We start from the raw sequence: 20,612 nt of genomic DNA on the forward strand, positions 1-20,612 counted from the left end.
TCACCAGAAAACTACAAAGATATGTTAGAAGATCTTAAGAAAAGGGGTTTAAATAGAAAATTATAATAAACATCTAAAAAAGGAATAAAGAAAAAAGAACAATTCCCTAATGAACAATCTCTAAACAGATATGTTTGTGTATCAGCATGTGAATATAACGTAAAATATGTAGGTATATCGCACTATGGCTTTAGTATGGCGAAAGAAGAATTAGAGAATATGATAGAAGAAATATATATAAACTAGCTTTTATTCCCTTCTAGAGTTTAGATTTTTCTATGATTTTGTCAAGAACAAGGGCAAGCCTTCTTTGAATTCTTGACAAAATCTCTTGAAAAATCTTATTAAACTCTAAGGAATAAAAGCCATAAGAACTAATAAAATTATAAATAGTTAACTTTATTTAAAGCATCAGATTGTGTTTACACAAAAATCTTGACACTGCCAAATCAAAAGATAAGAGAGATCACTATTTTTTCTTTAAAGTTAAAACCCCTACAGAAAACAAAATGGTTAGAATTTTTCAATATATCGGACACAAATTTCCAAATGGGGAGTGTGAATAAAACTCTGTAAATTCTTTATGTTAACCAAAATTTACTAGTTTATAATATTTAATTTTATAGATTTAATTATTTTAATGGCTTTCATTCTCTAGAGTCTATTTTAGATTTTTAAGGCATACTTGTCAAGGATTTTTATAAGGCGAAGCCCTTGTCCTTGACAAGTAAAGACGTAAAATCTAGACTCGCCAAGAGAATGAAAGCTAATTTATTTATATCCTATCCTCATACATTATTCTTAACTCTCCATAGATTTGCCCCCAATCTCTTATAGCTCCTGTCCATTTTTTTACTATTCTTTCTATAGCTAGATATAGCGCTTTTTCTAATGATACCTTATTCGGAAAGACTGATCGTTTCTTATTCATGCTTCTTAATCTTGAATTTACACTTTCCACTGCATTTGTTGTATATATTACTGTTCTCACTTTTACACTAAATTTAAATATTGGTATTATTGCATCCCATTCTGAATACCAACTACTCATTAGTTTTGGATATTTACTTTCCCATTTGTCTGCTACTATATCTAGGTTGTTTTGGGCTTATTCTTCTGTTGGTGCATTGTATATTGTTTTTAAGTCTGCACACAGCTCTTTATAGTCTTTTGTCGCTACAAACTTTGTTGTGTTTCTTATCATATGCACTATACATCTTTGATATTCTGTTTTTGGAAAGGCAGCTGCTATGGCTTCTTTTATCCCTGTTAAGCCATCTGCACACATTACTAATATATCTTTTACTCCTCGATTTTTAAGGTCGTTAAATAGAGATAACCATGTTTTTGCACTTTCATTTGTTCCTATATACATCGATAATATGTCTTTCTTACCTTCTTGGTTCACTCCTAATGCGATATAGACAGCTTTTTTCCCTACAATTCCATTTTCTTTCACACTAAAGTGTACTGCATCTATATAAACTACGGCATAGACTTCATCTAGTGCTCTTGTTTTCCATTCTTTTATCTTTGGAATTATTTTATCAGTAATGTCTGATACTAGCCCTTCTGATATCTCACATCCATACAGTTCTTTTACCTCTTGTGCAATATCCCTTGTGGTCATTCCTAAGGAATATAGACCTATTATTTTGTTTTCTATTTCTGAGATATCTTTTTCTCTTTTTGGAACTATCATTGGTTCAAATGTAGAACTTCTATCTTGTGGAACTGCTATTTCTAGGTCACCATAATTACTTTGAACTTTTTTTTCTTTATAGCCATTTCTATAGTTTTCTTTGTCACCATGTCCATACTTTTCATATCCTAAGTGATTATTTATTTCTGCTTGTAGTAGCTCTTCTATCGTACCACCTAGTAAGTCTTTTAAGGCGTTTTGTATATCCGCTATGCTTTCTACTCCGTATTCTGATACTAATTGTTTTATTAATTCTTGTTTTTTTGGATCTCTTTTTTTTCTTGCCATTTTTTTACCCTCCCTAGTTAATTTCAGTTTAACATAGGAAGGGGTATTTTTACAGACTTTTTTTCACAGGCTCTCCAAATGAAAAATAGACTAGAAAACTAGAATATACATTTCTAATTTTCTAGTCTATTTTCTTTAAACCTCTCTACTTTTGGGATAAATAGATTCTACTGTCTTTGTTTTCTTCTAATAGCTATTACAATCCCTAAAGATAACAATGCAATACCGAATGTATCAGTTGTTTTTAAACCAGTTTTTGGCAGATCTTCATTTTCTTTTTTTATGTTTTCGCCTTTTTTACTACTTTGATTGTTAGCTGTTGTAGTTTTAGTAATTTGTATACTTTCTGCATTATATTCAGCTTTTACTGGAGTTACTATTTGAACACGACTTTCTAAGTCTTTTGCTCCTACTCTAATTCTCTCTAATATAGTAAATTTACTAAAATGATTTATTTTAAATTGAACTACTCCGTCACTAAAGCTACTATCCACTTTTTCTAAAACATTATTATCCGCTATATGATATACTTCAAGTTTTGCAGAATTATTTTTTACTACTGATACTTTAACTGTACGTTCAGCATCGCTATCTAGCTTCTTACCATCTTTTTTAAAGTGAATTTCAAAAACTTCAACAACCTTGTATTCGTTACCCAATTTATTGATAATTTCTTTATTAAGATTTTCATCATTTATAGCACCTACAAAGACCTCATCAGCTTTTATCTTATTTTTATCAAAAGATACATTAACATCGCGTCCTGATAATTTTGATGATAAAACATGATTGTCTGCAGCACTATTTAACAGATTTCCTTGTTTTTCTGTAGTTTCTTTTTTAGGAGTCTCTTTTTTTAGTTCTTTCTTAACATTTCTCCCTTCAGAAGATTGTTCTTCTTTCGAAGTTTCTTTCTTATCTTTATCTTTTGAGACTTCTTTATTGTCTTTTTTATCCTCTGGTGTTTTCTCTTCTTTAGGAGCTTCTTTCTTATCTTTATCTTTTGAAACTTCTTTATTGTCTTTTTTATCCTCTGGTGTTTTCTCGTCCTTAGGAACTTCTTTCTTATCTTTATCTTTTGAGACTTCTTTATTGTCTTTTTTATCCTCTGGTGTTTTCTCTTCCTTAGGAACCTCTTTCTTATCTTTATCTTTTGAGACTTCTTTATTGTTTTCAGAAGGTTTTTCTTCTTTTACACCATCTTTTTTCAAATCTTCTTCTAAAATAGTTTTTATTTTTTGAAGATTTTCATTATTAGGATATACCGTTAATAAATCCTTAATTTTAGTTAACCACAAAACTTTAATTTCATGTTCTTTATTTTTATCCGCTTTAGCATCAGATATTATATGATTTAAAAATTCTCTTGCATCTATAGAATTCCAGTCAACCTTTTCACCAATAGCCTCTCCAGTAGTTTTATCATCTTTTGCTGGTTCTACAGGTTTTTCGGTTGGTTTCTCTACTGATTTCTCTATAGTTTTTGGAGCTACTTCATTTAACCCATCAGGTTTACTAGTTCCTGCTAAGTTCTTTCCTTCTATAATAGGTTTATTTAAATGCCCTTCAGTATTATTATGTTTAATTTCCACAGCAGGTTTAATATCATTATCTTGTTGTGCATAAGCTGTTCCAAGTGAACCAGCAGAAACACCCATTAAAATACTCGTAACAGCCACTGTAACTTTTTTTACTGAATATTTTTTATTTTTAGTCATAGCTTCCTCCTTATAAAATCATATAAAGTTTATAAAATTCGCTTTTATATCACTATAATTATAATATAAATGAACAAATTGAGCAAGCATTAATCCTTTTTTTGTCTCACATCATTTACAAATGTATATAATCCTTTTTTTGAATTATTAGTATGAAATTCTGTTGAAAATTGTATAAAAAGATTAAAATTTAAATATCATTTTAATTAATACTAGAAAAAAATCGAGATACGAAGCATAGTTCATATCTCAAATTTTATTAATATTAAAAAATTATTGGAATTAGAATCATTAGAAAAATAACAAAATTTAAAGTAATATCATCCTATTTTTGTTCCAAAAACTTATTTCCTCTTCTTATTGCGATTGCAGTTCCCAATGCTAACAACGCTATCCCTAACTCTCTTGTTGTCTCTAGCCCTGTTTTAGGTAGCTCTGTTATTTTTGTTTTATTATTTTTATCATCTTTATGATCATTATTTGTACTAAGAGTATTTCTATTGTTTTCTACTTTATAGTCTGCTTTGGCTGGAGTTGCAATCTGAACACGACTTTCTAAATCCTTGGCTCCAACTCTAATTCTCTCTAAAATAGCAAAGCTACTAAAATGATTTATTGTAAACTTCAATGATCCTTCACTATAACTACTATCTACTTTTTCTAGAACGTTATTATCAGCTATATGATATACTTCTAGTTCAGCGTTATCATTTTTCACAACCGATAATTTTACTGTACGCTCAGCATCACTATCTATTTTTTTACCATCTTTTTTGAAGTGAATTTCAAAAACTTCAATAACTTTATATTCATTACCTAGTTTTTCTATGATAGCTTTATTAAGATTCACATCATTTATTGCACCTACAAAGACATCATCAGCATTAATTTTACTCTTATCAAATGATACAGTCACATCTTTACCTGACAGTTTCGCCGATAAAACATGATTTTCTACTACAGGATTATTTGTTAGAGCTTCTTGTTTTTCATTATTCGATTCTTCTTTTTTATCTGAAGTGTCTTTTTTAGATACTTCATTTTTATTTTCAGTAACAGTTACTTCTTTAGATGTTTCCTTTTTAGAAGTATCTTTTCCTGGTTGGTTATTCTTGGTAACTTTATTTTCTTTTGAAACATCTGGTTTATTACTATCTTTTATTCCTTTATCTTCTTTAAGAGTTTTATTTTCCACCTTGTCAGCCAAACGATCTTTTACTTTTGGATAATCTCCATTAAAACCAAGAATTTCCAATGTTTCATCTACAGCTCGAGCAGTAGCAAGAGTATTTCGTACATTTTCTGAAGATGTAGCATCTAATATCTCATCTCTAAATTTAATGAGTTTATACTCTGGAATATGAGTGTAAGTGTATAATTTTTCTAGACTATCTACTTTAGTTGTTAATTGAGAGAGTTTGGTTTCTCCTGGTATAGCAATTTTCGGATTATTACCATCCTTATCAATATTACCAGAAAGTCTGTTCGTTATTGGTTTTATCTCTTCTTTTTCAACTATCTCTAATAATCTTTTCAGTTCGAAGGTTAATTCTTTAGGTACTGCGATCAAACTAAAAATTTTATTCTTTAATGAGTAATAACTTTTATAATCTCTCGGTTCAAACATAAGAGATTTTCCTACTTCATCTCTAAACAAATAATCCTTCATAAGTTGCTTAATATGAGTTGGAATTTCAGAGATACTCTCAATATTTTTTATATTATTAAAAATTGAATAGAGATTCGACATTGCATCCCTATCTATATATTTACCATTTTCTATAGAACTTAAAATTATTTCAGCTTTACTCTTAAGAATATTTTTATCCTCTACTAATAATTCAGATTTGTTAACATTTCCTATGAATTTTTCAACATTTATAAGTTCATATATATTTCTATTCTCATTCTTTTGCAATATCTGATCTATATATTTTCTTTTAACTTCATCAGATAAATATTCGTCATTTCTAAGACTTTCAATTCTTTCAATCATACTAAGTAAATTAAACTCACTATTACTCTTACCCACATAATTGTATTTCAAACGTGTCCATTCTCTACCAACAATCCCTATTCCTGGTCCACGATATTCCTCATATTCTCTCTTATACTGCTCCACCATTTCTTGTTTTAGCTTTTCTTTTTCATAATCATTAAGTTTAGCTTTTGTATTTAGAACCTCTAAAATATTAGTCTGTTCTTTTTTTATACGTTCTTCTCTTAATTTTTTGTCTTCAGCTACGATTTTTTCCTTTACCTTATTAAGGTCAGCTTCAGTTGTATATTTTTCCAGTTCATTTACAAAAGGAACAAGCTGCTCATCTGTTAAATCTGTTAAATGGTGTTTTACACTAGAAATTACTTCTTCTCTTCTATAAATTATCTGTTGTTCAGCAGAAATTATTTTTCTTAATTCTTCTGCCTTTTCTGAAGTTTTAAGAGCTTCAATTTCTTTTAATAAAAACTTTCTTCGATTTTCGGATAATAGCGGTAGACCTGCTCCTGTATTTTCATCACGATGAGTAGAAGACGTTCTATTTACTAAACTCTCTAATTCTTTTTGTAATTTTGATAATTTATATTTTTCTTTTAAATCATTTAATTCAGTTATCACATTTACAGAATCTATCTCTTCTCTAGGAATAATCCTATAGTCATAATCATCTTTTAAATCAGCTTTAGCCTTTATTAATTTATATTTTTCTACAATTTCGTTTAATTCATTATCATTTTTAGCTGATCCTACTTCTTTAGTAAATTCTTGATTTTGATCATTTCCTAGATATAGATTATGTACTCTTTTCAAAGAATATACTCTATTTTCTAATTCCTTCTGTTTCTCTTCAGCCTTTTTAATAACTTCATATTCATTTCTAATTTTCAAAAGATCTTCTGTAGATTTGGCAGCCCATAAACTATTAACTAATCTTTCTTTTTCTTTTCCATCAATAATATTATTCAGTGAGTACTTCAAGTATTCTTTCTCTTTTATAAGAGCCCAATCAATATTATCTTCTGACACTTCCGATGATGGCGTTGGTTTTATCTCTGGGGCTGGTGTAGGTACTGGCGATGATGGTCTCACTGGAGCTGGTGTTAAAATTGGGGCATCAGCTCTTGTTGGTTTCGAAGTAACCTCAGGTGACGAACTCGGCTTCATGCTTTCTTCTAAAACAGGCTTATCCGAAGGCTTTTCACTCACATTATGATTCGCTTCAGCACTAATTACCACATTATTAATTTCTTCTTGTGCATAAGCTGTTCCTAGAGAACCGGCGGTAATCCCTATTAATACACTGGCTGTTCCAACTGACACTTTTCTAATAGAATATTTTTTCTTACTAACCATAACTATCTCCTCTTTTAATTACATAAATATTATAAATCATTTTAATTATATTATATATACATACAATCAGCAAGTTATTATGTTTTCACTAAAAAAACGAACTGATACAGCATATCATGTTCGTTTTAAAATATTATCTAAGTATTTGTTTTACATTCATCTAGTAAATTCATCATCAAATGAATTAAACATTTATAATAACATCAGAAGAAAATATTAATTATTTAATACTATGTTTATTCATTTTTTCTTGGAAAATCTCCGTAATAACTTTACGTAGTTCTTCTTTTTCTTTTTCAGGCCACTCACCTTCTTGTTGAGCTGCAGCATAAAGTTCTGGATATTCAATAGAAATTCTCTTAACTGTACGAGTGTTCGCATGTTTTCTTACAAAAAATGGTATTTTCTTCATTAATTCTTCAGGTACTAATGAAAGTATTCTTTCCGCAGTTTCTTTATCACTGATTACTGAAAAAGTAAGACCTTTCTTTATCTGTTCTTGTTCCTGTTCTGTAAAATCTTCTAATCTCATTCTTATTCTCCTAAATACGTATAATTTCAACTAAAATTATATACTAATACTTATGAAACAACAAATATATTCCACTGATAGAGATTATCAATATTATGAGTGAATATACAAAATCATACAGATTTCTTAAATATATGAACTATACTGTCAAAACATTAAGCAATTCGTAATCGACTCATTAATTTTGATTTACATTTTATAATATTATATTTTTTACTATCAAAGTTACGTACTCAACCCAAACAACTTATAAAATTCACCTTTTCTATCCATCAAATCAACAAAAGAACCATCTTCAACAATGACACCGTCTTTCATAAAAATAATTCTATCATATTTTTTCAAAATAGTTTCATTTAACTTATGTGTAACAACAAGAGCTGTCAAACTTTGGATTTTCAAGATTGAATTTTCAATTTCAGTAGTAACTTGATTATCCAAAGATGAAGTAGCCTCATCTAATAATAAGATTGGTGTTTTACGAATTAAGGCGCGAGCAATGCTAAGTCTCTGTTTTTGTCCACCGGATAGATTTGCTCCATTTTCACCACATAAAGTTTGTAGACCTAATTCATTTTCTAAAATATAATTTTCTAACCCAGACTGCTGTACAGCTTGTTTTATATCATCTTCTGCAAAATGTTGATTAAGGGTAATATTTGCACTTAAGGTATCATCAAAAATATAAACGTCTTGTTGAACAACAGTCATTAAATTATATAGACTCTCTGACGAAATGTCTTGCAAATCTTGATTATCAATTGAAATATACCCACTTGTCACATCATAAAAACGCAATAATAGATTAAGCAAAGTTGATTTTCCACTCCCTGACATACCTACGATTGCAATTTTTTCACCCTTTTTAATATTCAAAGATAAATTATTAAAAATTTTTTCTTCAGAGTTAGGATAAGAAAAATCAATATTTGAAAAAGAAATAACATCATCGAAATATTCTTTCCTTTTACCAGTTTGTAGTTCGGATACATCCTTCATCTTATATGAACCTAATGTTGCCTTCCCTTCACGGAATTTACTTATTCCCATACCAATTTCATTTAGTGGCATTACTACAAAATTGACTAGTTGAACAATAGCTGTTACACTTCCAATTGTGGTATGACCATCGAAAACGAGATACATTCCTCCGCCAAAGGCTACTAAAAACACAATCATCCCTGAAAGCTGAGAAATAACATTAGTCAAAGTATCAAACTTTCCTTTCATAAAATATATCTCATCCAATTTTTCGCTTTCGTGACTGTAATCTTGACGAATAACCTCCTTAACATTAAAACTTTTAATAACCAGAAAACCTGATAGAATATCTTTAACCTTAGCTAAATACTTCTGATCGGCAATAATCGCACTATTTTGTAACGAAACTGACATTTTCCCAATAAATCCTGAAATTACCATTGGAATAATGCTGGTAATGATAACCAATAAAGTTAAAAACCAGTTACCTATAAACATGGCTATTAGCGAGAAAATCATCAAGGAAAAGTTTTTTGAAATATTAAAATACTGGTACAAATAGTCTTGCTCAATTTTCTTCATATTTTCAGTCAATATAGAAATATATTTTCCTGATTTCTCCTTAGAAAATTCCCTATAATCCTTGTCTAAAATTGATTGAAACACCTTGTTTTTATATCTTGACATAATTTTTCTAACAAGTTTATTTCTCAATCGAAGGGATATAAAATTAAGCCCTGCATAGAGAAAAATAACAGCAGCGCCGACTAGTACCGCCCGGGTCAGAGCTTCTCTATTTTGGGACATTCCACTATCAATAATGTCTTTAATAGAATAAGCAAAAGCAATATTAGTTAAGGGGACTAGCATATTAAAGATCATGAAAGCATAATAAAACATTTTATGATTCTTTATCAATTGTTTCATTCTTAATCCACCTCATAATTATTAAATTTTATTTAGAAAATGCGACATGAAATATTCCTCTAAATCAATATTTTCTCTCATAATTTCTTTCATAGTGATTTGTTCGATTATTCCTCCATTTTTTATAACACCAATCTTATCTGCTATTTGTGAAATTTCGGATAAGATATGACTTGAAATTAATATTGTAATTCCATGTTCCTTAGAAAGTTTCAGCAAAAGATTTCGAATTTCTTGAATTCCTATTGGATCCAAACCATTGATTGGTTCATCTAAGATTAATAATCTAGGTTTTGTTAAAAAAGCTCTAGCTAGACCAAGTCTCTGCCTCATCCCCAACGAAAACTCTTTTACTTTTTTAGTAGTATTTTTTAATCCTACCATACTTAAGACACTTATTATATCTGATTCATTTATATTTTTCCCCATATACTTAGCATGAATTTTCAAGACTTCTTTTGCAGTACAATTTTCATAAAAAATTGGTGTTTCAATAATACTACCAACCTGACTTAAAATTTCTTCTCTGTGTTCTGATAAATTTTTCCCAAAAATTTCAATACTACCAGATGTAATAGTTGATAAGGACAACATACATTTCATTAAAGTTGTTTTTCCTGCTCCATTGGGACCTAAAAAACCATATATTTCTCCTTCAGCAATTTGAAGATTAATACCACTTAAAATTTCTTCCTTATCAATAGTTTTAAAAAGTTCTTTTATTTCAACAACATTTCTCATTTCTATACCTCTCTTTCTATATCAGCTCTCAATACGAGATTTTCTTCTTCAGGAGTATGAATACTAACTTATATAATCTCTTCTTTTAAAGTAATTATCAAAAGACTGTTACTTATTTTAGTCATTTAATTTTTATTCCTGAAACAATTCATTCCAGTAAATTAAGTTATACTACTTGATATTAATATCTTTTCTTGAAATATTATAAATTGAAACTGAAGCAATAATTATACTTATGGAGCTAGCAAATATTAAGAATAATGAGTTGTTAACAAAATTATTAGCCAAACTTCCCGGAGTTGCATTAGATAGTAATGCAGCTAAACCAAGTCCAGAAAGCATTGTTATAGGTGTTGAATACTTAATCATACCTATAACAAAAGGTAATATCCCAATTAATACTGTCCCAAACGAAATTCCAACTAAATTAATTAATTGATTAACTACTGGTATATAATTTGATTCAGTTAAAACTGCGACTAATCTAATTAATAATTGAATAACTAAATGTGCAGTAAAATGAGCAATAAATGATATTAAAATCACCGATATAATTTTTCCCCATAGTAACTTTATTTTTGAAATAGGGTAAGAAAACAACTGAAAAATTGTTCTTTGTTTAAATTCATCGATAAAAATTGTAGAAAATAAATAAGCTTCAAAAATTAAAAATGCTGCTTTTGTAAATAAAGCTGAAAACAATGATGTTGCAATTGCCCAATTTTCCCATTTATCAGCAATTCTAAAATTATTAGAACCCTGCCCTACAAATTCTCCCAATTTATTATCCGTACCTAGCCCCATAATTATAATTCCCGTAACACCTAATACTATCAATATAGTAACAAACCAAACCAAAAATAATTTAGATTTTGAAACCTTATTTATTTCAATTTTAATAAGTGATAACATAGATTTTTTCCTCCTAAAAATAAATATAGTTCATATTATTTAAACTATTCTAAATACATATTTAAAATAACTGTTTTAATCAAACAACAACATTGTACATACTATTGGTATGTAAGTGCTAAAAAATATACATACTGTTGGTATGTTAGTAAGTTTTTTAATAACATACCTGAGTATGTTATTTTTAAAATATCAAATACATAAAATCATTGCTAACAAGGATACCCCAAGATTATTTATTTAATACCTTTTAAGTGATCAAATAATTGGAAAATTACTTCCATCATTTCATCAGAAATCAATTGTACCCCTAGTCCATCAAATGAAAGTTTAATGAATTTCATTTTTCTCTTTAGTTCCTCTACTGAATAAACAGAAATTTGAAATCCAATCCAAATATTTAAAGTTAAAATAATCAAATCAGCTAACTCTTCTGGATATTCTGTTTTAATCGATTCATCTTTAACACCTTCGTAAACTCTTTCTCTAATTTCTGGTAAAAAATCAGAAAATAAACTTAGATACTGCTCTCCTAACAAACGTGGACTCCTTAGCTTAATCGAAGCTGAATATACAAGCCTCTGTTGTTCAAAATTAGAGAAAGCATCCATCAAAGAATTTTGTATTTTTTCTAACCCAGTGTCTCCTCTCCAATTATAATTTAAAATTTCTTGATTGTTTTCTCTAATAATCGATTGTAATATTTCTTGTTTCGATTCAAAATGATGATAAATAACACCTTTTGTCAATCCACCTAATCCATTTATTATATCTTGTATAGAGGTATTATCAAATCCCTTTTTTAAAAATAAATCTTTAGAAACTTCTAGTATTTTTTTTCTAGTTTCATATGGATTTCTATTCCTTGCCATAATATCTCCTTCCTACCATACCGGTGGTATGTAACTTTCATTATAATGTACTAAACTAATAATGTCAAGTTTCTTATTGTTTCTCCCACTTTATTTTTTAGAGTTTACTCTTAATATTAGTTCAAGTTGTTATACAAAGTAATCTTATACTCTCTCCTCTTACATACATCTTGACACATTTTATTTTAAATTCATAACTATAATCCACTTCCACTGGTTTGTCCAGTAAAAGGGGTACATATAATTGTTTCAAAGCTTAAAAAAAATATGATTGGGGGGCTATTCTTTACAACATATTTTGGTTGTATACTAAGTCCGGGGCATGGAAAAAATTCCAGCCCCGGATTTCAATTTTTATACATAAAAAGACAAATATCCAATATAATTAAAGCGTAGAAAAATAATTAAGAAAGAATATTGGTTATGTCTAATTTTATCACAAATTTACTATTAATAAAAGACCAAAATATAACTATGGAGGACAAACTTGATTTAATCAATGTAGATGGTCAAGATACATTCGTATTTCATGGGACTTTATCATATGAACCAAAGTGTTGTACAAACTGCGATTGTAAGAAAGACGGAAATAATATAGTTAAAAATGGATTTAGAAATCCATTAAAAGTAGCTTTATTAAAGATGTCTGAATGCCCTACATACCTTAGATTAAAAAAACAACGCTTCAAATGTAGAGAATGTGATTCTAAGTTTTGTGCTGAAACACCATTTGTAAAAAAACACTGAAGTATATCTAAAAATCTTATATTTTACATAATGAAAAATCTATCTAAAACATTGTCTTTTAAAGATATAGCTGAATTAAGTAATGTATCAGTATCTACAGTAGTAAGAGTAATGAAATCATGTAGAGAAGCTGTAGAAGTTAAGACTCATTCAAACTTACCAGAGCACCTATGTTTCGATGAAATAAAATCAACTAAAGATAGTAAAAATGGAATGAGTTTCGTATTCTTAGATGCTAGAACACATGACTTTATAGATATTGTAGATGGTAGAACACAACATATATTAAAACAATACTTTATGAGATATCCAAGAAAAGTAAGAAAGAAAGTAAAAATCTAAGCAGCAAAATGCTGCCTAGATCTTATTTCCTATTTTTCTCCATGCCCCGAACTTGACAAAAAACAAAAAAAGAATACCCTTATGCAAGAGTATTCTTCCTCAAAATCTACTATGGACAAACTTTACAAGATACGAAAAATTATGGAATTTATATGGATAAGGAGATTGCGAGATAATTAATTTCTTACCCATTTTCAATGTTCTTTTATAAATTAATATTGATGTTTTCTGATATTTTGATATTATTGTGCCAAAAATTATATTCATCGAGTTTATGTGTAATACCATTATAAACATTACAAGTATTAGTTGGATCTTTAATTGTGATGATTAAACAAAATTCTTGGCTTAATTCCCTATTCTCGATAGCTGCTCTATCTTCAATACTACTTCTATAAGTGTTATCTATTGTTAAATACCATTTTTTATCGGCAGTTGTATATTTCAATTTATTTCCGTCTGTTAACTCAGATGTATCCACTGCATATTTTTTTACTGGATAATATTTATCTCCATACTGAATTAACATTCTTTCTTTTAACGCAAACTCTTTCGATGACTCTCTCATTTTGACTTTACTATATAATGAACCCACCAATATATTTTGAGCTCCACTCCTTCCAATCGGATTTAGTATACTATTCTTACTTGTATCTCTAGGTACCTTTTCATCATAAGAACCAAACCTCACATCTATATTCGATTGACAATATTCGAATCCTTGAGTTGGATCTAAAATAGGATCATATACAAGTGTTACAATAGCCTGAAAATTAAAGAACCCATCCTTTGCTAAGCATTCTGGCATAGGAAAGTCTTTAATATCTATAAATCTTCCTTTTGGCAGAACATCACGCAGTATTAAAGTTATTTCATTTGGAGTATTATATAATATGTTATGAACGGTATCAGGTAATCCAAAACCAAGATATTTAGTTCTTTCAAATTCTGATATTTCAGTATTATTAGGATAATTAGCTGAATGAATTATTAAGCTTTTCAATAACAACGGGTCAAATTCTTCATCCATTTCATTTAATAATCCCGCAGCTAAAGCAGCTACCCTAGGTGTGGAAAAGCTAGTGCCTGCTTGTTCTGCAACCTCTCCATTTTTAGAAAATGATTTTACTCCCCCTTGAATAATCTCTCCTTGTGAATTAACTCCAGCATTACCGCCTAAATGAACAATATCAGGCTTTATTATATATGCAGGACCTGGACCTCTTCTCGAAAATGGCGACAAGTTATATGGCTCAGATATCCAACCATACTCTTTTTTATCTGCAATAGATCCAACCACTAATGATCTAACGGAATCAGCTCCTTCGTGCAATTTGCCAACAGCACCTCCTCTAGCAAAATTAATACAATTTCCAGCTGATTTACATATTAAGACATTATATTCGTCTTGAATATCATCCAATGCAATAGCAAAATCGCTAAATTTTTGTTCAGATATTTCTCGAACAATACTTATTGATAAATTCCATATTTTTATTTTTTTATGGTTATTTTTTATAACCTCTCTAATGTTTTCTATTAATTCATCTTCTTCTATTCTTTCTTTTTGAGTATCTGGAAAAATCGCAGCATCAAAGACTCTTATATTTTTAGCCCCGACAACTTCTTCTCCTTGAAACTCATCCCCATATGTAATAACACCCGCAACAAATGTTCCATGAGTTTCCGATATTAAATCATTTGGATATGGGGAATTTCTATTTCCATAAATCCATGACTTTAATGGGGCTATCCCACATATTCCATTATCTAAAACACCGACAATCTCACTTCTTTTATCAACATCATATTCTTTTACCTTAATTTCATCTTTTTTATTCAAAGCATCTAAATTAATTGATACATATGGCATAGGAACAAATTCTTCTGCTAAGTCAAATAATGTGCTATTTACGAGCTTATCCACTTGCAAATTTGATATATTGCATAGTTTATATATTATTAGTGATTTCGTATAATTTGTTTTTACGAATTCTACATGTTCATTTCTCATAAACATCTCAAATTTTGCTTCATGACTCGTATTAATAGAAAACTCGTTGAAGTTAAAAAGTTTCACCTTATAGTTAGAGACACCTTCCATTTTATATACAGTAGGCTTATATTTAATGATATTGTCAATACCCGAAATACCATATGCATTATTTTTAACATCGGCTATTTTTTCTTCAATTTTAGCTCCCTCTTTTTGAGAATCTACACGAACAATTAAAGTATTTTCATCTGAAACTCCAATAACATTATTCTTATTAGTAAAAAATATATTCTCGATTTTCTTTCTATGGCTTTTAGCATGAGCATCTTTATTTAATTTTGCTTCAATCATAACTGGTATGTTTCTGTCTTCCCAATCTTCTTCTAACACATCAAAAATCATTCGAGACAATTCAGCAGATTTTTCATTTAACTCACTACCACTTAAAACAAATTTAGGAAGTTCTTTTTTACCTCCACCTTCTACTCTTTGTTTATCTTCTTCACGTTTAGCAAAAAATTTAATTGGCAATTTCTCTTTCATTATTATTCACCCCTTAACTTTTTAGAAATCATCTGTATTCTTCTCAGTGGAAATCCACAACTTTGCAATTCTCTATGAGTCATTCCTCCTTGAATTAAAAATTCAAGGAACTCTATGTCACTAGTTATTGAATGATTTTTGAACAAAAATGCTTCTCTTAAAATATCAAATAATGTAATCTCATTTTTTTCATTGATTACGGAACTTCTCATAGAATTATTCATTATAGTGTTAATATCAGAATGACTTAATCCTATTAGCGAACTTGACATATTCTTAATTTTCTTATCTGAAATATCAAATTTAAATTTTGATGTATCGATAGATGTATGAATCAAACTATTAATTTCAAGTTCTGTTGGTTTACTAACACTCAAAACTCTATTAAATCTACGCCAAATAGCAGGATCAAGTAATTCATGATGATTTGTAGCTGCAATTATAATACTATCTTTGCTAAAAACATCTATATTTTGAATAAGGCTATTTACAACTCTTTTTAATTCTCCCGTCTCATTTTTATCATCTCTTATTTTAGCAATTACATCAAATTCATCTAAAAACAAGATACATTCTTGCCTTGAAGCAAAATCAAATATTTTCCTAATATTTTTTGCTGTACTTCCCAACAAAGATGAAATCATTCCATCCAACCTAGCAGTTACTAATGGAAGTCCAGTCTCCATAGATATATATTGTGCCATTGAGGTTTTACCACATCCCGGCGGACCATAGAGAAGCAATGCACAAGGTTCATCTATTCCAGCTTTTAATAATTTATCTCTATTTTCATAACCTTTTATAAACTCCTTGATTTTGTTGTCGATTTCATTATTCAAAATTAATTTGTCTCTATCAATAATTGGATAGCAAATATCCACCATGTCCATTCTGCTTTCACCATCAACAGGCTTAGATGATAATGAATCTAAGGACAATATTCCTCCTCTTTTTTTTGATAATAAATTATTTATTTTGCGTGATAATGCTAAATCACCATTATTTTCTAAATTTTTAGCCAATATTTTAGAATAATTAAAGACCTTTTCCTTGTCTCCGGATAACGCACCTTCAATTATTTTGGAAATTTCAGTATACATTCCATGCACCTCCTATTTTATTTATTATACATCAAACTTCATTATTTTTCAATATTTTTGTTATCAAATACATATTTTTTGTTATTATTTTCTAATTATTGTTATCAGAATAATGACTATCCCTGGGAAGGGGTGGTTTTCTCTTTGGGTATAACCCTTTGTTACTCAATGCGCTGGCTTTCACATTCGTTCAAGCCCCATTGTATTTTAACGCCCGCTACTCGTTAAACGGGTTTATCTATTTTTTTATTTCCAAATGGATTTGTATATTCTTTTGTTGTCAGTTTATCTATTGCAATGTCATGCGATTCTTGTTCTCTGATATATTTTCTTATTGTACTTTCATTTAATCCTACAGTATTTACATAATATCCTTCTGCCCAAAACTTTCTATTTCCATACTTATATTTCAAGTTTGAGTGCATATCAAATATCATCAGTGAACTTTTCCCTTTCAGATATCCCATAAAACTTGATACACTGTACTTCGGTGGTATTGATAACAGCAAATGTATATGATCTGGCATTATATGTCCTTCTATTATTTCTACCCCTTTGTACTTACATAACCTCTGTATTATATTTACTATGTCTATTTTATATTGATTAAATTCTATTTTTCGTCTATACTTAGGTGTAAATACAATATGGTATTTACATAACCACTTTGTATGCGATAAACTATTATGTTTATTTGTCATAATTAAAATCATCCTTTCTTTATTTTAGAGCTTGAACTACTCTTATTTTATCAAGAAAGGATGATTTTTCAATTGTTTAACTCTTAGCTCTCACCCGCATAGCGGGTGTTTTTTTGTTTCGGAGACTTTGCCTCCTCAACTGACTAAAGTCATTAAATAAAAAACTGCAACTTACTAGTTGCAGTCAAACACAGATTTACTTCTGTTCCTTTTAGAAACTTATATTTTCATTTTTAGGCATAGTAAAAATATCGTTTTTTTCAAAATAAGGTTTTACCATTTCTTTCCATCTAGCTTTATGAAAATTGATTGACTTTAAAGGAGATAGGCCATAATTTCCCAATGCATAACCATCATTTACTTCAACAACAAGTGTCCTGCCATCACTAGTAACACCAATATCTAGTCCATAAGCTATTGGCGCATCTTTCCAACATGATATGGCTTCATCAATTACACTAGGATCAAATTGTGTATGATAATCACCTGTATAAGGCCGAACATCTAACACGCGACCATCTAAAACAAAACAACGCCATTCAGCTATGAATTCTACAACCTCACTAATCCATATAGGATAGTCGAAAGGTAGACCAATACCTATCAAATCACGGGTTCCATTAACAACTCTTCCTGTAAAGATTTTTGAACCGGCTTTGGGCTTAATAAATTTTCCCCAATTATCAGGTATATTTACAATCTCTCCTAAAACACCTGCATAAATCTTTCGACCATAAAACTCTTTAAGCTCAATAGGATAGTCATAAACTGGAACGTTTAACCCCATCATTTTTAGCAATGCTCTGGTCTCCGTTATATAATCTACAACTGTATCATCACTTGTTAGCTGTTTTATTTCAGAAAAAGATTGATATAAAATAACTTCTTCTCCTTGTAAGTATGCACCTACTTGAGCATTGTATTTATTAATTGAAACCTCACTTGGTAATTTACTTTGTCTAATATAAACAACCATTTTATCACTCCTTTTTCACTAGTGTTGCACCTGATTGTAAAAAAATAATAGCAATTTTGCTCTTATTTTTTTGAGTAAATAGCTCCCATAATATCATCGAAATAATCAACGGTATTTAGGAGTAATTCAATAACCTGGGACTTTGTTAGTCGCATTCCTCTTCTATCTCTAGCATCTTCTACTAAATTTTCAAGTTTCTCTAGATTTTTATCATCCAAGCTAATCATTATTCTATTTTTATCAGTTGCCATTTTCTTCACCTCTAGTTAATTCTATCATAGGTGTAACACTTGTGTCAACTATTTTTTATAATACATTAGTTTAAAAAAGAGGTGGCTTTTTATCACATTAACTTTAAATCTTTGGTAATAAAAATTCCCAACTATAGTTTTTAAGAAGTAAAAAGCATAGCACTTAATTTAAGCGACTTGATAAAGCAGACTTTACTATCACGTTCAGTTTTTCTGTATGTTCTCTATTAGAAATCTCTCGATATGTTTCATAATCTTTGAAATCACAAAAATAATCTATAAATTTATAAAATAAAATTGCAGTATCGAAATAGATACCAACTTGAGTTGTCCAATATATATTCTGGCGTGTCCTAAGTACACTACCTAATAATTTATAACATTCAAATCCTTCTTTTCTTACGTTGAACCACTCTTCATCAATATAAGTCAATTTTGTAATATCAGCTGTCCTAATATCTAAATCAAGATTTCTAATTATACGACCTATAAAATTTGATAAAAAATCAGCAATCCTAATCCCAACATGATTTTCCGATTCTTCTCGAAGTGTTTCAGCAAAACAAAATCTTTCTATTGCTGCCTTGAACATTCCCTCCGTTCTCCAACTCTTCCCATCTAGAAATAATACAATATCTTCATCTGGGATATGTATTTCATCCAACAATCCTCTTAGTCCATCAAATGACCAACTATAATCCCAATTGTAGCTTTCAAAAGTTGTGATAGAAAAAGAAAACTTCTCTAGAATTAATTTGAGCTGTTCCGCAGTCTGTACCTCAAAAAATAGATGTGGTACATCTTTTCCCTCTTTAATAATGTTACTTAATATTGATTGAATTTCAGATAGTATATTAGCACTATCGGTTTCAGGAGCAAATATTAGTTTAACTAACTTAGTTGTTCTATGTCTGTCTATAATTTTTATAAAAGAATAGAGAAACTTCTGCAACTCATAATTACCATATCTAATTTCAAATTCAGAAATAATATGCTTAAAAACGTTGACTATAATTAATTCTAATTTATTTGTTGTTGATATTTGAAGAACCATGTTGTAGTTAATAAGTAAACTGAATAGATAATTATAAAATTTGATATACTTCAAATCCATGGATGCCAGGCCAAATTTATAGTTTTTGGCCTTAATAGATTCACCTTTAAATTCCGCACCATTTACTATTCCTAAGAATTTCTTATTAGTCTCCTCCCACATTAAATATAATTCTTCAATATTTTGATAAGTCTGTTCACTAAAACCTAAAAAAATATTTATAAAATATGGTGAAGCATCAAGTATTTCAAAGTTCAGTTCTCCTTCTTTTTGTTTTATTTTCAAATCATGAAACGACTCATCCTGAAAAAATTTTAGCATAAAATCCTCCATCTTAATTATCATTTATAAAGAATGAAATTATCTTATGTTTATTATACCACTAAAACCTCAAAAAGACTATAACTTCCCTGTCACAGTCTCTTATAAATCTACCTCAGTTCCTTCAAGGAAATTTACTACAATTTGTCCAGTTTCTAAAATACTGATGTGGTCGAGAACTTGATTCATGATTGCTCCATCAAATTTATCTAAATCTAGCATCTGATACATCTGCTTTGCATAGTACAAATGAAGAAGATTTGCTCCTTACTCTAGCTTTTACCACTTATCTTCCTACCACATCAGATTGATGCTCTTGAAGTAGTCCAACTGTTTTCATAAAGTATTTCTTCATCGATATGATTGTTTAAACATCCAATCTGGCCTTTGATTCTATATAGATTATTACACTGCCAAAACTTTCGTTTACCAAGACTTATCATCCAGTTCTTTCGACCAAATACTGAGCCACATTCGGCACAAAATACTTTTGTTATTAAGGTGAGAATGATAAAATAAGAATGTACAGTTTTGACAAAATAAAAATGTACAAATA

18 protein-coding genes and 1 pseudogene are annotated in these 20,612 nt (G+C 29.3%); 3 read left to right on the forward strand and 16 right to left on the reverse strand.

Features of this window, described 5'->3' with window-relative positions; translation table 11 throughout:
- Nucleotides 1-416 precede the first annotated feature (416 nt).
- Complete coding sequence (locus RWL85_RS06295; RefSeq protein ID WP_314086163.1) at nt 417-566, forward strand: DUF5960 family protein; 150 nt, start codon at nt 417-419, stop codon at nt 564-566.
- Between the two features lie 209 nt (nt 567-775).
- Here the strand turns inward: RWL85_RS06295 and RWL85_RS06300 are convergent.
- From RWL85_RS06300 to RWL85_RS06335, 8 genes and pseudogenes are all read right to left on the reverse strand, one after another.
- A pseudogene (locus RWL85_RS06300) lies at nt 776-1,990 on the reverse strand (IS256 family transposase).
- A gap of 167 nt (nt 1,991-2,157) precedes the next feature.
- On the reverse strand, nt 2,158-3,708 hold the full coding sequence (locus RWL85_RS06305; protein ID WP_314086165.1) for an IgA FC receptor: 1,551 nt from the start codon (nt 3,706-3,708) through the stop codon (nt 2,158-2,160).
- Nucleotides 3,709-4,033: 325 nt separating this feature from the next.
- A complete protein-coding gene (locus tag RWL85_RS06310) occupies nt 4,034-7,060 on the reverse strand; it encodes a YSIRK-type signal peptide-containing protein (RefSeq protein WP_314086168.1) in 3,027 nt (1,008 codons plus the stop codon).
- Between the two features lie 220 nt (nt 7,061-7,280).
- Nucleotides 7,281-7,592, reverse strand: coding sequence for a hypothetical protein (locus RWL85_RS06315; RefSeq protein ID WP_314086170.1), 312 nt, complete (start codon nt 7,590-7,592; stop codon nt 7,281-7,283).
- 225 nt (nt 7,593-7,817) lie between these two features.
- Entirely contained in the window at nt 7,818-9,500 is a 1,683-nt protein-coding gene (locus RWL85_RS06320) for an ABC transporter ATP-binding protein (protein WP_314086171.1), read from the reverse strand.
- Nucleotides 9,501-9,521: 21 nt separating this feature from the next.
- Nucleotides 9,522-10,241 (reverse strand): ATP-binding cassette domain-containing protein, encoded by a 720-nt coding sequence (locus tag RWL85_RS06325; protein ID WP_314086173.1) that lies wholly within the window; start codon nt 10,239-10,241, stop codon nt 9,522-9,524.
- A 171-nt stretch (nt 10,242-10,412) separates the two neighbouring features.
- Nucleotides 10,413-11,153: an ABC transporter permease gene (locus RWL85_RS06330; RefSeq protein WP_314086174.1), complete on the reverse strand. Its 741-nt coding sequence runs from the start codon at nt 11,151-11,153 to the stop codon at nt 10,413-10,415.
- A gap of 236 nt (nt 11,154-11,389) precedes the next feature.
- Complete coding sequence (locus tag RWL85_RS06335) at nt 11,390-12,025, reverse strand: TetR/AcrR family transcriptional regulator (RefSeq protein ID WP_314086176.1); 636 nt, start codon at nt 12,023-12,025, stop codon at nt 11,390-11,392.
- Between the two features lie 474 nt (nt 12,026-12,499).
- Between RWL85_RS06335 and RWL85_RS06340 the strand changes: the two genes are divergently transcribed.
- A complete protein-coding gene (locus RWL85_RS06340; protein WP_314086178.1) occupies nt 12,500-12,772 on the forward strand; it encodes a transposase family protein in 273 nt (90 codons plus the stop codon).
- Between the two features lie 30 nt (nt 12,773-12,802).
- Nucleotides 12,803-13,114, forward strand: a complete 312-nt coding sequence (locus RWL85_RS06345; protein WP_314086181.1) for a transposase — start codon at nt 12,803-12,805, stop codon at nt 13,112-13,114.
- 205 nt (nt 13,115-13,319) lie between these two features.
- Here the strand turns inward: RWL85_RS06345 and RWL85_RS06350 are convergent, their stop codons facing one another.
- The 8 genes from RWL85_RS06350 to RWL85_RS08580 all read right to left on the reverse strand — a co-directional run bounded on the left by RWL85_RS06350 (nt 13,320) and on the right by RWL85_RS08580 (nt 20,568).
- A complete protein-coding gene (locus RWL85_RS06350; protein WP_314086183.1) occupies nt 13,320-15,653 on the reverse strand; it encodes a S8 family peptidase in 2,334 nt (777 codons plus the stop codon).
- A gap of 2 nt (nt 15,654-15,655) precedes the next feature.
- Complete coding sequence (locus tag RWL85_RS06355) at nt 15,656-16,753, reverse strand: ATP-binding protein (protein ID WP_314086185.1); 1,098 nt, start codon at nt 16,751-16,753, stop codon at nt 15,656-15,658.
- A gap of 224 nt (nt 16,754-16,977) precedes the next feature.
- Entirely contained in the window at nt 16,978-17,454 is a 477-nt protein-coding gene (gene tnpA / locus RWL85_RS06360; protein WP_314086188.1) for an IS200/IS605 family transposase, read from the reverse strand.
- 211 nt (nt 17,455-17,665) lie between these two features.
- Nucleotides 17,666-18,430 (reverse strand): ATP-grasp domain-containing protein, encoded by a 765-nt coding sequence (locus RWL85_RS06365; protein WP_314086191.1) that lies wholly within the window; start codon nt 18,428-18,430, stop codon nt 17,666-17,668.
- A gap of 62 nt (nt 18,431-18,492) precedes the next feature.
- Nucleotides 18,493-18,681: a hypothetical protein gene (locus RWL85_RS06370; RefSeq protein ID WP_000179769.1), complete on the reverse strand. Its 189-nt coding sequence runs from the start codon at nt 18,679-18,681 to the stop codon at nt 18,493-18,495.
- 163 nt (nt 18,682-18,844) lie between these two features.
- Nucleotides 18,845-20,056, reverse strand: coding sequence for a hypothetical protein (locus tag RWL85_RS06375; RefSeq protein WP_314086204.1), 1,212 nt, complete (start codon nt 20,054-20,056; stop codon nt 18,845-18,847).
- A 102-nt stretch (nt 20,057-20,158) separates the two neighbouring features.
- Nucleotides 20,159-20,305: a hypothetical protein gene (locus tag RWL85_RS06380; protein ID WP_314086206.1), complete on the reverse strand. Its 147-nt coding sequence runs from the start codon at nt 20,303-20,305 to the stop codon at nt 20,159-20,161.
- 53 nt (nt 20,306-20,358) lie between these two features.
- On the reverse strand, nt 20,359-20,568 hold the full coding sequence (locus RWL85_RS08580; RefSeq protein WP_399533702.1) for a zinc ribbon domain-containing protein: 210 nt from the start codon (nt 20,566-20,568) through the stop codon (nt 20,359-20,361).
- Between the last annotated feature and the right edge of the window lie 44 nt (nt 20,569-20,612).

The sequence above is a fragment of the uncultured Gemella sp. genome, from assembly GCF_963515875.1.
GTDB lineage: Bacteria > Bacillota > Bacilli > Staphylococcales > Gemellaceae > Gemella.

Coding starts and splice junctions, on each gene's coding strand:
- RWL85_RS06355 (WP_314086185.1), bottom strand. CDS start 16,753: ATGTATACTGAAATTTCCAAAATAATTGAAGGTGCGTTATCCGGAGAC.
- RWL85_RS06320 (WP_314086171.1), bottom strand. CDS start 9,500: ATGAAACAATTGATAAAGAATCATAAAATGTTTTATTATGCTTTCATG.
- RWL85_RS06365 (WP_314086191.1), bottom strand. CDS start 18,430: ATGGTTGTTTATATTAGACAAAGTAAATTACCAAGTGAGGTTTCAATT.
- RWL85_RS06350 (WP_314086183.1), bottom strand. CDS start 15,653: ATGAAAGAGAAATTGCCAATTAAATTTTTTGCTAAACGTGAAGAAGAT.
- RWL85_RS06305 (WP_314086165.1), bottom strand. CDS start 3,708: ATGACTAAAAATAAAAAATATTCAGTAAAAAAAGTTACAGTGGCTGTT.
- RWL85_RS06315 (WP_314086170.1), bottom strand. CDS start 7,592: ATGAGATTAGAAGATTTTACAGAACAGGAACAAGAACAGATAAAGAAA.
- RWL85_RS06310 (WP_314086168.1), bottom strand. CDS start 7,060: ATGGTTAGTAAGAAAAAATATTCTATTAGAAAAGTGTCAGTTGGAACA.
- RWL85_RS06335 (WP_314086176.1), bottom strand. CDS start 12,025: ATGGCAAGGAATAGAAATCCATATGAAACTAGAAAAAAAATACTAGAA.
- RWL85_RS06375 (WP_314086204.1), bottom strand. CDS start 20,056: ATGCTAAAATTTTTTCAGGATGAGTCGTTTCATGATTTGAAAATAAAA.
- RWL85_RS06370 (WP_000179769.1), bottom strand. CDS start 18,681: ATGGCAACTGATAAAAATAGAATAATGATTAGCTTGGATGATAAAAAT.
- tnpA (WP_314086188.1), bottom strand. CDS start 17,454: ATGACAAATAAACATAATAGTTTATCGCATACAAAGTGGTTATGTAAA.
- RWL85_RS06340 (WP_314086178.1), top strand. CDS start 12,500: ATGGAGGACAAACTTGATTTAATCAATGTAGATGGTCAAGATACATTC.
- RWL85_RS06330 (WP_314086174.1), bottom strand. CDS start 11,153: ATGTTATCACTTATTAAAATTGAAATAAATAAGGTTTCAAAATCTAAA.
- RWL85_RS06345 (WP_314086181.1), top strand. CDS start 12,803: ATGAAAAATCTATCTAAAACATTGTCTTTTAAAGATATAGCTGAATTA.
- RWL85_RS06325 (WP_314086173.1), bottom strand. CDS start 10,241: ATGAGAAATGTTGTTGAAATAAAAGAACTTTTTAAAACTATTGATAAG.